Origin of the sequence: Propionibacterium ruminifibrarum, assembly GCF_900289195.1 — a bacterium.
GTDB lineage: Bacteria > Actinomycetota > Actinomycetes > Propionibacteriales > Propionibacteriaceae > Propionibacterium > Propionibacterium ruminifibrarum.
In genome coordinates this window covers 181,326-194,711 of the sequence record NZ_OMOH01000001.1, presented here as the reverse complement: position 1 = coordinate 194,711, position 13,386 = coordinate 181,326, and the positions used below count along the sequence as shown (strand labels likewise).

Annotated in this window: 10 protein-coding genes; 7 read left to right on the top strand and 3 right to left on the bottom strand. The window is 69.7% G+C overall.

Translation table 11 applies throughout. The annotated features are described in order from the left end of the window. Positions 1 to 11: 11 nt before the first annotated feature. The gene (locus PROPJV5_RS00860; RefSeq protein ID WP_182858512.1) at positions 12 to 2,600 is read left to right on the top strand and encodes a bifunctional lysylphosphatidylglycerol flippase/synthetase MprF; all 2,589 of its coding nucleotides are present in this window, start codon (positions 12 to 14) and stop codon (positions 2,598 to 2,600) included. 18 nt (positions 2,601 to 2,618) lie between these two features. Here the strand turns inward: PROPJV5_RS00860 and PROPJV5_RS00855 are convergent, their stop codons facing one another. Further along, complete coding sequence (locus PROPJV5_RS00855; RefSeq protein ID WP_220474280.1) at positions 2,619 to 3,812, bottom strand: MFS transporter; 1,194 nt, start codon at positions 3,810 to 3,812, stop codon at positions 2,619 to 2,621. 67 nt (positions 3,813 to 3,879) lie between these two features. Next, entirely contained in the window at positions 3,880 to 5,013 is a 1,134-nt protein-coding gene (locus tag PROPJV5_RS00850) for a M24 family metallopeptidase (RefSeq protein ID WP_119714456.1), read from the bottom strand. Between the two features lie 589 nt (positions 5,014 to 5,602). Here PROPJV5_RS00850 and PROPJV5_RS00845 point away from each other — a divergent pair. The 5 genes from PROPJV5_RS00845 (at position 5,603) to PROPJV5_RS00825 (ending at position 10,050) form a co-directional block, all read left to right on the top strand. Beyond that, positions 5,603 to 6,625: a winged helix DNA-binding domain-containing protein gene (locus PROPJV5_RS00845; protein ID WP_119714455.1), complete on the top strand. Its 1,023-nt coding sequence runs from the start codon at positions 5,603 to 5,605 to the stop codon at positions 6,623 to 6,625. A 53-nt stretch (positions 6,626 to 6,678) separates the two neighbouring features. Then, the gene (locus PROPJV5_RS00840) at positions 6,679 to 7,152 is read left to right on the top strand and encodes an arsenic metallochaperone ArsD family protein (RefSeq protein ID WP_182858511.1); all 474 of its coding nucleotides are present in this window, start codon (positions 6,679 to 6,681) and stop codon (positions 7,150 to 7,152) included. Between the two features lie 61 nt (positions 7,153 to 7,213). Beyond that, entirely contained in the window at positions 7,214 to 7,939 is a 726-nt protein-coding gene (locus PROPJV5_RS00835) for a DUF6882 domain-containing protein (RefSeq protein ID WP_119714453.1), read from the top strand. A gap of 84 nt (positions 7,940 to 8,023) precedes the next feature. Next, positions 8,024 to 8,776: a 2,3-bisphosphoglycerate-dependent phosphoglycerate mutase gene (locus PROPJV5_RS00830; protein ID WP_182858510.1), complete on the top strand. Its 753-nt coding sequence runs from the start codon at positions 8,024 to 8,026 to the stop codon at positions 8,774 to 8,776. After that, a complete protein-coding gene (locus PROPJV5_RS00825) occupies positions 8,773 to 10,050 on the top strand; it encodes a chloride channel protein (RefSeq protein WP_119714451.1) in 1,278 nt (425 codons plus the stop codon). The genes PROPJV5_RS00830 and PROPJV5_RS00825 overlap by 4 nt, the downstream gene beginning before the upstream one ends. An 80-nt stretch (positions 10,051 to 10,130) precedes the next feature. Here the strand turns inward: PROPJV5_RS00825 and lpdA are convergent, their stop codons facing one another. Next, positions 10,131 to 11,534 carry a dihydrolipoyl dehydrogenase gene (gene lpdA, locus PROPJV5_RS00820; protein ID WP_119714450.1) on the bottom strand — a complete coding sequence of 468 codons (1,404 nt, stop codon included), beginning with the start codon at positions 11,532 to 11,534 and terminating at the stop codon, positions 10,131 to 10,133. A 157-nt stretch (positions 11,535 to 11,691) separates the two neighbouring features. On the opposite strand from lpdA, the gene PROPJV5_RS00815 reads away from it, so the two are divergent. Next, positions 11,692 to 13,227 carry a UDP-N-acetylglucosamine 1-carboxyvinyltransferase gene (locus tag PROPJV5_RS00815; RefSeq protein ID WP_275403684.1) on the top strand — a complete coding sequence of 512 codons (1,536 nt, stop codon included), beginning with the start codon at positions 11,692 to 11,694 and terminating at the stop codon, positions 13,225 to 13,227. The last annotated feature ends 159 nt before the right edge of the window (positions 13,228 to 13,386 follow it).

Sequence of the window (13,386 nt, the reverse complement as noted above, 5' to 3'; positions counted from 1 at the left end):
ACCATCGGGCCATGCACGCAGTAGCCGACACGACGCCGCCAGGAACCGCCGTCGGCTATTCGGCTGCCGCGGCGGGACCGGCCGGCTGGTGCGCCCGGCTGTGGCACGCTCCGGCCAGTCTCGCCCTGGCGTTCGTCTCCCTCCTGATGACCGTGATCGAGGACTGGTTGACCCCGTCCAGTCCGATCTCGATCGGCCCGGTCGCCCACCGGCCCTGGTTGCGTCTCGACCCCGCCACGATCACCCCCGGCAGGATCGGGCTGGAACTCATCACCCCGGGCACGTGGACGGCGCTGCTCGTCGTCCTGGTCGCCGTGACGGTCATCGGACCGGCCGTCGAACAGCGCCTCGGCACCCGGCGCTACGGCCTCGTCCTGGTCACCTGTCAGCTGGCGGGCTTCCTGTTCGTCACCGCACTCACCTGGACCATCCACCCCTGGTGGCCGGAATGGGCAGCCGCCATGCGCGAGGGCTGGACCTGCGGAGCCCTCCCGGCTCTCATGGGCACGCTCATGGCGGTCTCGGCCGGCATGTCCAGGCTGTGGTGCGCGCGGGTGCGCTGGGCTGGACTCGCCATCACCGTCACCTGGATGCTGTACGACCCGACCTCAACGGCCTGCCTCACCTGCGGCTGCATGCTCGCCGGACTCATGATCGGCGCCCTCATGTGGCGCGGCCGCCACCGCACGGGCGTCCGCCCGGTACGGTCCGAACAGCGTCTGCTCGTGGCGCTCGTCGTCGCCTGCACCAGTATCGGCCCGTTCCTGTCGGCCTGGTCGGCCACCATGGAGAGCCCCCTGAGCCAGCTCGGCGGATACCTGAGCACCGGCTCCCTCGATTCCCCCGATGTGCGCGTCATCTGCGCGCTGGCGAGCCGCCACGCATGCACGCTGGCCCGCCTCCACGACGCCGCCGGGTTCGGGACCCTGCTCACGACGGTGCTCCCCTCACTGATCCTGCTGGTGGCCTGCGTGGGGCTGCTCCGCGGCCTGCGGTCCGCCTGGCGCTGGGCGCTCGGCGTCAGCGTCGTGATGGGCGCCTCGACCGTCCTGCTCATCGTCACCGGCATGGCCGGCTCCCAGGACCCGGGGGAGCGGCAGAACCGGGGGCGTGCCGCGAGCGTGCTGGTCGACCTCGTCCCGGCGCTCGAACCGGTGGCGGTCATCACGATGCTGATGCTCTGCGCCGGACTGTTCACCGTCAGACTGTCCTCCCGCGAGGTTCTGATCCGCCTGGTCCGCTATGCCGGCCTGTACGTCGCCGGCATGGCGGTCTTCGTCCTCGCCGGCCTGATCATGGCGGGTTCGTGGCAGCCCGACGGCCGGATCGGCGACCTCACCCACGACGCCTTCGCACGCGTACTGGGCCTGGAGGTCTTCGCCGGCATGGCGCCTGCCCTCACCGCCACCTCGCTGCCCACCGAGCTCCTCACCACGGTGATCCCGCCGCTGACCGCGGTGGTCTTCCTCGTCGCGCTCAGACACGACATGGCGTCGAACCCGGTGCGCGCCACGGCCGACGGGACGCGGATCCGCGAACTCGTCACCGAGGGCAAGGGCGGTCTCCTCTCGTGGATGGCCACCTGGTCCGGGGTGACCCACTGGTTCGGCCCGGGCCGGGAGTCCGCCGTCGCCTACCGTGCCTCGCACGGGGTCGCGCTGGCGGTGGGGGAGCCACTGAGCGCCGACCAGGCCGGAGCGGCCGACCGGTTCAGCGCCTTCTGCGACGGGCGGGGACTCGTTCCCTGCTTCTACTCGGTCGGTTCCGAGTTCGCCAGGGCGGCCCGTGACCGTGGCTGGCACGTCCTGCAGGTTGCCGAGGAGTCCCGGCTCGAACTCGGTGAGGTCACCTTCAGGGGCAGACGCTTCCAGGACGTCCGCACCGCCATGAACCGGGCCAGGCGTGAGGGCATCAGCGTGCAGTGGACGACCCTGCCGCAGTGTTCGGCGCAACTGCGCCATGACATCGCCCTCGTCGTCGAGGGCTGGCAGGACGAGCAGGGGCTGCCGCCCATGGGCTTCACCCTCGGCGGCCTGCCCGAGATGGATGACCCGGCCGTGCGCTGCCAGCTCGCCGTCGACCAGTCCGGGCGGGTGCACGCCGTGGCCTCCTGGCTTCCGCTGCACACCGACGGCCGGGTGAGCGGTTGGCTGCTCGACGTCATGCGCCGCAGCGGCCGTCCCGGTGCCTTTCGCGGCGGCATGGAGCTGCTCATCGGGCAGGCGGCGCTCACCTTCCAGGAGGAGGGCTACGCGGTGATGAGTCTGTCCGGCTCGCCGCTCGCCAGGGCGGAGCGCGCGGACGAGCCCGTCGAGGACGAGGTCGCCGAGACCGTCACAGGCTTCGTCGACCAGATCGCGGGAGCGATCGAGCCGTTCTACGGCTTCACCTCGCTGCACCACTTCAAGTCGAAGTTCGGGCCCGACTACCACCCCCTCTACCTCGTCTACGCCGACCACAGCCACCTGCCCTCGATCGGCAGGGCGCTGACCACCGCCTATCTCAGCGACTCCGACCACGTGAGCTGGCGTGCACTGCTGTCCAGGATGATCCGCTCGCGCCGTGCTGCGGGGGCGGACGGCCCGTCGGGGCGGCCATGACGGTACGGAACCGTTCGCTCAGACCCGAGCAGCGCCGGGGGAGTGCCCGGTGCGTACCAACGTCGTCGTGACGAGGATGACGGCCGGGAAGACCAGCCCCACGCCCAGGCCGGTAGCCAGCGAGTCGAAGCGGTCGGCGACATGGCCGACCAGGTCCGGGCCCAGGGCACAGCCGGCGTCGCCTCCCAGCGCGAGCAGGGCGAACAGCGCCGTACCGCCGCGCGGGAAGGCCTGCGAGGCGAGGGAGAAGGTTCCGGGCCAGAAGATGCCGACGCTGAAACCGCACAGGGCCATCGCGGCCAGGCCCAGCCACGGCAGGGGAGCGAGAATGGCCAGCAGATAGGCGAGGATGCACAGCAGGGCGCAGAACCGCACGATGCGGGACAACGTGGCCGGCGTCGCCCTGGATCCGAAGAAGACCCGCGAGCCGCCCATGCACAGGGCGAACAGCATGGGCCCGAACAGGTCACCGACGGTCTTGGTCAGGCCCAGACCGTTCTGGGCGAAGGCCGAGGCCCACTGGCTCATCGACTGCTCGGCGGCGCCGGCGGCCAGCATGAGCACGACGAACCCCCAGAACAACGGCCTGGCGAACAGCTGGCGGTAGCTCATCGAGACCCCGTCAGTGACCAGTTCGTAGTAGGGCACGCACCACAGCAGCACCGCATTGGCCAGCGGGACGAGCGCCCAGCAGAAGCAGACGATCCGCCACGAGGCGATGCCGAGGAGCAGGAAACCGGCCGTCGTGAGCAGGACGACGCCCACCTGCCCCCACGAGTAGAACGAGTGCAGCAGGCTCATGTGGAAGGCCTTGTTCCTCGTCGGGCAGGCCTCGACGACGGGGGAGACGAGCACCTCGAGCAGGCCGCCCCCGACGGCGGCGATCGCCATGGCGGTCAGCAGACCCGTGTAGGGATCCGCCATGACGAAGGGGAACCAGCCCAGACCGGCGACACCGATCGTCGCGGCGACGTGGGCGATGACCATGGCCACGCGGTAGCCGATGCGGTCGATGATCTTCGCCGAGCAGAAGTCGATGACCAGCTGAATGCCGAAGTTCAGGCCGATGATCGAGCCGAGCCTGGCCAGTGAGACCCCGAAGCTGTCGTGCCAGACGACGAACAGCAGCGGACCGAGGTTGTTGACGATGGCCTGCACGACGTAGGCGACGTAGGACGCGCCGATCGTATGGCGGTGGTCGAGCCCGCTCACGAGGGCTCTGCCTCGTGCCGGTTCCCGTGGCGGCCTGGGATTCGCCGGGGTTGTCATGGGCGGCGGATCAGGCTTGCAGCCGCCAGTCCTGGGGACTGTGGTTGCAGCGCTCCGGAGCACCGTCGGCGCCGATCGCGACGATGTCCTCGATGCGCACGCCGAATCGGCCCGGCAGGTAGACCCCGGGCTCGACGGAGAAGGTCATGCCCGGCGCCAGGGGCGTGTCGTCGCCGCGCACCATGAAGGGGTGCTCGTGGACCTCCATGCCGATGCCGTGGCCGGTGCGGGTGATGAAGTACTCCCCGTAGCCGGCATCCGTGATGACAGCGCGGGCGGCGGCGTCGACACCGGAGCAGGGCAGACCGGCCCGCGCCGCGTCGATACCGGCCCGCTGGGCGTCCTGGACGATCCGCCAGACGCGCTCGAACTCCGGGTCGGCGGGTTCGCCGCACACGTAGGTGCGGGTCGAGTCGCTGAAGTAGCCGCTCGGCGCGGGGCCGCCGATGTCGATGACGACGGGTTCACCGGGCTGGACGACACGGTTGGACTGCTCGTGGTGGGGGCTGGCCCCGTTGGGGCCGGAGCCGACGATGACGAAGTCGGCGCGGCGGTGCCCCTCCTCGACGATCGCCGCGGCGATGTCGGCGCCGATCTCCGCCTCCGTGCGGCCCGGCCGCAGCCACTCGGCGACGCGAGCGTGGACGCGGTCGATGGCCTCGCCGACGCCGCGCAGCGCGTCGAGTTCATCGGCCGTCTTGGTCATGCGCAGCGCCCGGATCACCGGGCCGCCGGGCACGGTCGCCGCGCCGAGCGCATCGCCCAGGCCATGAGCGTGCATGCTGGGCATGTAGTCGTCCACGCCGACACGGGCACCGGGAGCGAGCCGGCCGGCGACGAGGCGGTAGGGGTTCTCCCCATCGGCCCAGGTGGGCACGTCCACGAGCCGTTCGGCGTCCGAACCCGCCCAGCCGGGACGTTCGAGGCGGGGGACGACGAGGAACGGTTCGTCGTCTGCCGGCACGACGAGGCCGGTGAAGCGTTCGTGCGAGCCCTGGGAGCGCCCCAGGACGTGGCGAAGATCGGCGCCGGGTGCGATGACGAGGGCGTCCAGCCCGGCGGATCGTACCTGCCCGGCCAGCCTGATCAGCCGGGCCCGCTGTTCATCGACACCGGGAACCCACAACAGGCGAGGATCAGTCATGGGCGGAACAGTACCGCTGCCCGGCGGCACCGTGCATCGCGGGGGAGACGGGCCAGGAAACCAGGTGACGAAGAAGCAGGGTCCGACTTTTCGCCGACAGCGTAATATCGATACACAATGTACTCACAGGTTGTTCATGTGGGAACATAACTTTTGCGTGGCTCAAGGCCCCCGGGTTCCACACCCCTTGATGCTCCCGGCCGGCCGCCGCGTGGGGTGTTCGCAGGATGAGCCCGAAGCCGGTCGCGAGCATTCCGGGCTTGTGGCCACTGATCTGCCCATCGCTGGCCACAAGCTCGCAAGGGGGGATCCCGTACGCCAGCCATGGCCGCATCCACTGGCGCGTCGATCAGTGACACCGGACCGCATGCAATCGCAGTGGCGGCTTCAGGGCGTGGGCGGGGGAACGGCGATGAGCCGATGACATCCCTACGCCACGCCGATCTGACATAATGCTGATTATCGGGCATTGAATGGTGGCTGGTGTCGAACGCGTGTCCGGCATCCGCCCTCGAACGAGAAACCAGCGGGCGGTACGGGGATCTTCGTCGAGCCCTGACCGTGGTGTGAGTACCGTTGCCCCGTGCCCATGAAGACCCGTGAGATCGCCGCGCGCCGGCTCATCGCCCAACTGCTCGCGCCCTCACAGGCCCATCCACTGGCCGGCCGGGAACTCACGCCCCATGACGTCTGCCGCTGGATGCTGGCGATCCAGGGACAGAACTACACCGGTGGCCTGGAGGCCGTCGCGATCCGCCAGGGCCGTCGGCGCAGCAGAAGGTGGACCGAGGGCACAGAGGCCGATCTCGAGGCCGGTCGCATCGCACGATGCTGGCCCCAGCGCGGCACCCTGCACTTCATGGCGGCCGAGGACGTAGCCTGGCTCAGCCGGCTCTGCGGGCTGCCCCGGGCGAACGCCTACGCGGCGTGGCTCGGCCTGCCGGCCGGGTTCGACGAGCCGCGACGTGTTCTCCACGAGGCCCTCGCCGAGGGGCCGCTGACGAGGAGACAGTGCTACGAGGCCTTCGCACGGGCCGGTCTCGATCAGGCCGCACGGCACGGTCCACGCCTGCTGCGCGTCCTCGGCAGTGAGGGCATGGTCGTCCAGGGCGCCCGGCGCGGCGCCGAGGAGGTCTTCAGGCTCACCGATCAGCTGCCCGTCCCGCAGCGCACGCTGACCGATGAGGAGGCCTTGGCGGAACTGGCCACACGTTATGTCAGTTCGCACGGCCCGGCGACGCTCGACGACCTCGTCTGGTGGACGCACTGCGGGCGCACCACGGCCCGGCGCGCCCTGGAACTGGGAACCGGTTACCACAGGGACGGCGCGTACTACGTGCCCGACTGGCAGGCCGGCATCACCACCAGGGAACTGGAACGTGCCCTGGCCAGGACGTACACGCTCCCCCCGTTCGACGAGTACCTGCTCGGCTACACCGACCGCACCGGCATCCTGCCCGAGGAGCTGCGCCCGCAGGTGCTCACCAGCAACGGCCTGAGCTGGCACTTCACCGTGCGCCGCGGAGTCGTGCGGGGTCGTGCCGAGCGGCTTCCGCACCGGTCCACGCGCGGGGCGAAGGCCGGCCGCCCCGCTCCCCCGGACGCATCGTAGGATTGCGGTCAGGGAACACCCCCGGGACGTTCCACCACATGACGAGGGGATTCATGCGCAGCATCCGCATCTACGAACAGGCCGCCGACAAGGTGGACCCGGCCGAGTTGGCTGCCTTCGAGCGGGCCGTCGCCGCGGTCACAGCCGAGGGCATCGAGGTCGAGCGGCTGCGCCTGGGACGCAACCCGGAGGCCTTCCGGCGCAGCCTGGTGACCCGCCGCCTCATCGAGGCCGAGGGCGAGGAGAAGCTGCCCGCCACGACCGTCGACGAACTCATCATGCTGTACGGGCGGTACCCGAGCGCCGACCAGTTGCGGCGCTATGCCGGTGCCGCGAAGGCGGTCCGGTCCATCACCCTGCCCGGCGAGAACACGACGACCCGTGACGCCCCGGCCCTTCAGGCGCCGGGGAACACCGCCAGGCCGGCCGTGAGCAGGCCCGGCAGCGGCTCCCCCATCGAGGTGCCGATGGCCGGGCACTCCGAGGGCGGGTGCGGCTGCGGCGGCGCCTGCGGATGTTCCCACTGACGAAATCTCGCGCACCGGGGCGCGTTCCCGGGCCGTGAGACCACCCCATCCAAGGAGGATCATGACAGAATCACCCTTCCCCGTCATCGCGCCCGATGCCCCCGTGGACCACTCCGATCTGTGCCGCTTCGCCTCGCTGCACGAGCTGATCGTCATGGAGAACCAGATGGCCTTCCACGAGTGGCTCGGCGAGGACTCCAACAAACCCTTCGCCTTCGACCCCGACCAAGGCACCCTGAGCCTGGGCGATCGCACGTTCAAGGCCCAGCTGCTCGGCTCCCTCTCGGGCCTGGACAACACCTGGCTGTGGTCCTGGGCCAACTCGGGTTACCAGGGCAATCCCATGATCGAGGCGGCCGTCTGGCTGCGTGACGCCAGCCCCCTCCACGACCGGGTCTGGCAGCTGCGCACCGCCAAGTTCCCCGTCGACGAGATGTCCTCGACCGAGGGCGCACCGGCCTGGGCCCTGCAGTTCGCGTGCTTCGCCTGGCTCGCGCCACGCGCCCAGTACTCGTGGAGCTACGGATCCGGACGGGCGTTCATGACGATCCACGACGAATCGGTCCCCCGCTTCGAACCCTCCCCCGCCCACTTCCCGTTCCGCGTCATGGACCTGGTCAAACAGGGCGTGGACGTCACCGAGCCGGTGCGTGCCTACGCGCAGTGGTACGGGCTGCAGTTCACCCAGCACGAGCCCGGCGGGTGGCGCATCGCCTTCGCCGACGGCACCGTCTACCAGGCCGCCCTTGACGAGTACGGCAGGCTGACGAATCTGAAGTCCGTCTGAGCGCCGCGGGTCCGCCCAGAGCCCGGGCGACGCCCGACACCGGTCCCATAGACTGGTCCCCCGATGCCGCGGAGGGAGGCGACCATGCACAACGGTGAGGTGCGGCGCACCCTCGTCCTGGTCCGTCACGGCGAATCCGTCTACAACGCCGACCAGATCTTCACCGGCCTGCTCGACGTCGATCTCTCGGCGCGCGGCATCGCCCAGATCGACGTCGCGGCCCGGCTCATGTCCGATGCGGGACTGCGCCCGCGCCTGCTCATCACCTCCCCCCTGCTGCGCGCCACCAGGACGGCCGAGGGCCTCCGGACGGCGCTGTGCCCGGATGCTGAGCTGTGTCAGGACTGGCGGCTGGCCGAGCGCGACTACGGATGCCTGACCGGGGTACCCAAGCACGAGTGCCGCGCGCGCTGGGGCGAGGAGGCCTTCTTCACCTGGCGCCGCACCCTGACCGGAAAGCCTCCGCCGGCCACCGCCGAGCAGCGCGCCGCATGGCGGTCCGGCGCCAACGGGCTCGGGCCGCTCACGCTCGGAATGAGCGAGTCCCTGGCCGACGTCGTCGAGCGCGTGCGTCCCTTCTGGGCCGCACTGCGTGAGCGCCTGGCCTCGGCCGATGGCCCCATCGCCGTGATCGCCCACGGCAACTCCCTGCGCGCACTGTGCCTGCTCATGAGCGACCTGTCCGCCACCGAGGTCGAGCACCTCAACATTCCGGCGGCCCAGCCGCTGGTCTTCCGAACCGACGAGCACGGCGATCCGGTGGGCCCCGGCGTCTATCTCGACCCGGTCACGGCACAGGCCGAGGCGGCCAAGGTCGCGGCCGAGGGCGGTACATGACGGATCGCCCGGCGACCGCGCGTGACCGGGCACGGCTGGGTCTGGTCGTCGTGCTCGTCGCCATGGTCGCCGGTCTCATCGGCTCACTGACCCGCTGTCTCTCGATCGGCATCGAGACGATCTGCTTCGGTTTCGACTACACCACGGCCCCGGACGGCGTCGCCGCCGCGCCGGTGTGGCGACGCCTGTGCGTGGCCGTCCTGGCCGGTCTGGCCTGCGGCTTCTGCTGGCGGATGATCCGCCGCCGGCCCAGGGGCATGCCGCCCGGCATCGCCGAGGCGGTCGACCCCGATCCGGCCGGACGCATCCGCCTGCCGGTCAGGAGCAGTGTCGCGGACGCCCTCGCCCAACTTCTCATCGTCGGCTCGGGACTCTCGCTCGGCAGGGAGTCGGCACCGCGCATCCTCGCCGCGGTCGGCGGTCAGATGGTGCTCGACCGCACGCGGCTCGGCGAGGAGGAACGCCGGCTGCTCGTCGGCTCCGCGGCCGGTGCCGGCCTGGCGGCCGTCTACAACACCCCGGCCGCGGCCGCCTTCTACACGGTGGAACTGATCCTGCGCCCCGACCTGCGCACCCGCCGCGGCTGGGCGCACACGGGGCTGGCGGCCCTCGTCTGCGTCATCGCCACCGTCGTCTCGTGGGCCTTCAACCACGACGAACCCGTCTACGCCGTGCCGCCCGTGACACCCGCCGCGCCGGACAGCCCCTGGCTGCTCCCGGTCGCCGTGGCGGCCGCCCTACTCGTCGGATGGGCCTTCAACGCGCTCATCGGCGCCGCCAGGAGACATGCGCCGCCGACCCGCCTGCTCGTTGGGACCGTCCCGCTCGGGGCGCTCGCCGTCGCGGTGCTGGCCGTCTGGCAGCCCCTCGTCGTCGGGAACGGCCAGGTGATCGTCCAGCACGTCCTGGCCGGCGGGCTCACGCCGGCGGCGCTGATCACCCTGCTGGTGGCCAAGGCCTGCGGCACCGCAACGGCTCTCGTCACCGGGTCGACCGGGGGTCTGCTGACGCCCTCGCTGGCCGTTGGGGCCTGCACCGGCGGGATCGTGGGCGTCGTGGCCGGGGCTGATCCGGCCACGACGGTGATGCTGGCCGTCGCCGGGGCGGGCTGCGTCCTCGCCCTCAACCAGAAGGCTCCGCTCTTCGCCGCCTTCTTCGCGATCGAGCTGACGAAGGCACCGCCGTCGCTCGCCGTCTGGGCGCTCCTCGCCGTGTGGGCCGTCTGGTGCCTCGACCTGCTCATCACGGGCGCGCTGCGCAGACGCCGACGCTGACGGGGCCACTCACGACTGCTGGGGCGCCCGACAACAGGGCGCCCCAGCAGCGAACGACAGACGATGACCGGATCGGGCGATCAGAGGTTCGTCATGTGGCCCTCGATGCCCTCGGCCACCTCCTTGAGCGCCTCGGACAGGGTCGGGTGCGCATGGACGTTGCGGGCCACCTCGCCGGCGGTCAGATCCCACTTCTGAGCGAGGGTCAGCTCGGGCAGCAGCTCGGTGACGCCCTCACCGATCATGTGCGCACCGAGGATCTCGTTGTAGCGGCTGTCGGCGACGAGTTTCACGAACCCGGTGGCGGCGCCCATGCCGACGGCCTTGCCGTTGGCGCTGAACGGGAACTTGCTCGTGGTGACCTCGTAGCCGGCATCCCTGGCCTGCTTCTCGGTGAGACCGAAGCTGGCGATCTGCGGCTGGGAGTAGGTGGCCCGCGGAATCATCGTGTAGTCGACGGGCATCGTCTCGACCCCCGCGATGGTCTCGGCGGCCACGGAACCCATCGCCTCGGCGGTGTGGGCGAGCATCATCTTGGCGGTGCAGTCACCGATGGCGTAGATGCCCGGGACGTTGGTGCGGCAGTAGTCGTCGATCGCGATGGCGCCGCGTTCGGTGAGCGCGACCCCGGTGTTCTCGAGGCCGTAGCCCTCGACGCGGGGGGCGAAACCCATGGCCTGCAGCATCTTGTCGGCGTGCAGCACCTGGGACTCGCCGCCGGAGGCCGGGGCCACGGTGACCTCCACGCCGGATCCGGTGTCGACGACGGACTGCACGGCGGTGCTCGTCATGATCGTGATGCCGAGCTTCTTGTACTCGCGGGTGAGTTCCTTGGAGATCTCCTCGTCCTCGTTCGGGACCATGCGGTCGAGGAACTCGACGATGGTCACGTCGACGCCGTAGCTGGCCAGAACGTAGGCGAACTCGGTGCCGATGGCCCCCGAGCCACCGATGATGATCGAGTCGGGCAGCTGGTCGGACAGGATCATCTCCTCGAAGGAGTAGACGTTGTCGGACTTGCTCGTGCCGGGCAGCATCTTCGCCGTGGCGCCGACATCGATGATGCAGTTCTCGAAGGTGACGGTGTCCGTGGTGCCGTCGTCCCTGGCGACCTGGAGGGTCTTCGCATCGACGAAGGTGCCCCAGTAGCCGTCGTACTCGGTGATCTTGTTCTTCTTCATCAGGTAGTGGACGCCCTTGACCATGCGGTCGCTGACCTGCCGGCTACGGGCGAAGGCCGTGCCGTAGTCGACGGTGATGTCACCACTGATGCCGAAGGTCGCCGCCTCCTTCGTCACGATGTGGGCCAGTTCCGCATTGCGCAGGAGGGCCTTCGTGGGGATGCAGCCCACGTTGAGGCAGACACCACCCCACCACTGCTTCTCGATGATCGCGGTCTTCAGGCCGAGCTGCGCTGCACGGATGGCGGCGACATAGCCGCCGGGGCCGGCACCGAGAACAACTACATCAAAATGAGCGCTCATATCGTCACTGTAAATGATCAGCCCCCACCTGGATGGGCCCTAGTGACGGGTTCGCTCTGAGCAACATCGGCCCTGTTCCCCGCGGTGGCCCGGCACGGTCGTCTCATCCCGGACCTACCAGAGATGAAATATCTCACGGATGAGTTATGATGTCGTCGTGACTCAGGAACCAACCCCCGCCAACATCGGCCGTCTCATCCGCGATGCCCGCAAGCAGCGCGGCATGACCCAGAACCAGCTGGCCTCCGAACTCAACACGAGCCAGAGCGCGATCCACCGAATCGAGTCCGGGCACCAGAACCTGTCCCTGGAGACGATCAACCGGATCGCCAACGCCCTGGAAGCACCCCTCATCGTCCCCGGCAATACGAGCGCCCTGAACTTCCGTATCGGCGGTGAGACGCACCTGGAGGGCTCCATCCCGGTGCGCTCCAGCAAGAACGCCGCCGTCGCGCTGCTGTGCGCGAGCCTGCTGAACCGCGGGCGTACGGTGCTCAAGGGCATCGCCCACATCGAGGAGGTCAATCGGCTCCTCGAGGTACTCACGAGCATCGGCGTCGAGGTCTCATGGTCGCCGGACGGCAAGGACCTCACGCTGCACCGCCCCGATGAGCTCGACCTGACCGGCATGGACGAGGCAGCAGCCCGCCGCACCCGCTCGATCCTCATGTTCATGGGTCCGCTCAGCCGCTTCTACGACACCTTCCAGCTGCCTTACGCCGGCGGCTGCGATCTCGGCGTGCGCACCGTCGAGCCCCACCTGCAATCACTGCGCCACTTCGGTGTTCAGGTTCATGCCACCAATGGCCAGTACCACGTCACGGCAGACCGTGACAGCGGGGGCGAACGGCGCATCGTCCTCACCGAGCGCGGCGACACGGTCACCGAGAACACGCTCATGGCCGCAGCCGTCACCCCGGGCACGACGGTCGTCCGCAACGCCTCGTCCAATTACATGGTGCAGGACCTGTGCGCCTACCTCATGCTGCTCGGCGTGCGGATCGAGGGCATCGGCACCACGACACTGGTCATCCACGGTCTCGACGAAGCGCCCAGCATGGACGTCTCGTACCAGATCAGCGAGGACCCGATCGAGGCGATGAGCCTCATCACCGCGGCCGTCGTCACCGGCTCCGAGCTCACCATCGAGCGCGCGCCCATCGAGTTCCTCGAGGTCGAGCTCGCGGTGCTCGGGGAGGAGATGGGCCTGGACTTCTCGCTCGGGCACGAATACCGGTCCGGCAACGGGCTCACCCGCCTGACCGACGTCACGGTACGACCCAGTGAACTCAAGGCGCCCCAGGACAAGATCCACCCCATGCCGTTCCCGGGCCTCAACATCGACAACCTGCCGTTCTTCGCGGTCATCGCGGCGACGGCCCACGGCCAGACGCAGATCCACGACTGGGTCTTCGAGAACCGCTCCATCCACTTGCTGCAGCTGTCGCAGCTCGGCGCGAACGTGCAGCTGCTCGATCCCCACCGGCTCGTCATCAATGGTCCGACGCGGTGGCGCGGCCGTGACATGGTCTCGCCCCCGGCGCTGCGCCCCGCTGTCTGCCTCTTCCTGGCGATGCTCGCAGCGAGGGGTAACAGCGTGCTGCGGGACGTCTACGTCATCAACCGGGGCTACGAGGACCTGCCCACCCGGCTCAACGCCCTCGGCGCCCACGTGGAGCCCTTCTACGAGTGATCCACGGCTGATTCCAGCAGTGGGCCCGGCCGGGGTGGCCGGGCCCACTGCGCTGCTCCCCCGGTACGACGCAACCCTGCGACCACGGGTGGAGCTCTGGCCTGCCGGCTCCCCCACGAGAACCCATCCGGGTGTGGAAACGCCCTGGCGGGTCTGTTC

Coding starts and splice junctions, on each gene's coding strand:
- PROPJV5_RS00860 (WP_182858512.1), top strand. CDS start 12: ATGCACGCAGTAGCCGACACGACGCCGCCAGGAACCGCCGTCGGCTAT.
- PROPJV5_RS00850 (WP_119714456.1), bottom strand. CDS start 5,013: ATGACTGATCCTCGCCTGTTGTGGGTTCCCGGTGTCGATGAACAGCGG.
- PROPJV5_RS00845 (WP_119714455.1), top strand. CDS start 5,603: ATGAAGACCCGTGAGATCGCCGCGCGCCGGCTCATCGCCCAACTGCTC.
- PROPJV5_RS00840 (WP_182858511.1), top strand. CDS start 6,679: ATGCGCAGCATCCGCATCTACGAACAGGCCGCCGACAAGGTGGACCCG.
- PROPJV5_RS00835 (WP_119714453.1), top strand. CDS start 7,214: ATGACAGAATCACCCTTCCCCGTCATCGCGCCCGATGCCCCCGTGGAC.
- PROPJV5_RS00830 (WP_182858510.1), top strand. CDS start 8,024: ATGCACAACGGTGAGGTGCGGCGCACCCTCGTCCTGGTCCGTCACGGC.
- PROPJV5_RS00825 (WP_119714451.1), top strand. CDS start 8,773: ATGACGGATCGCCCGGCGACCGCGCGTGACCGGGCACGGCTGGGTCTG.
- lpdA (WP_119714450.1), bottom strand. CDS start 11,534: ATGAGCGCTCATTTTGATGTAGTTGTTCTCGGTGCCGGCCCCGGCGGC.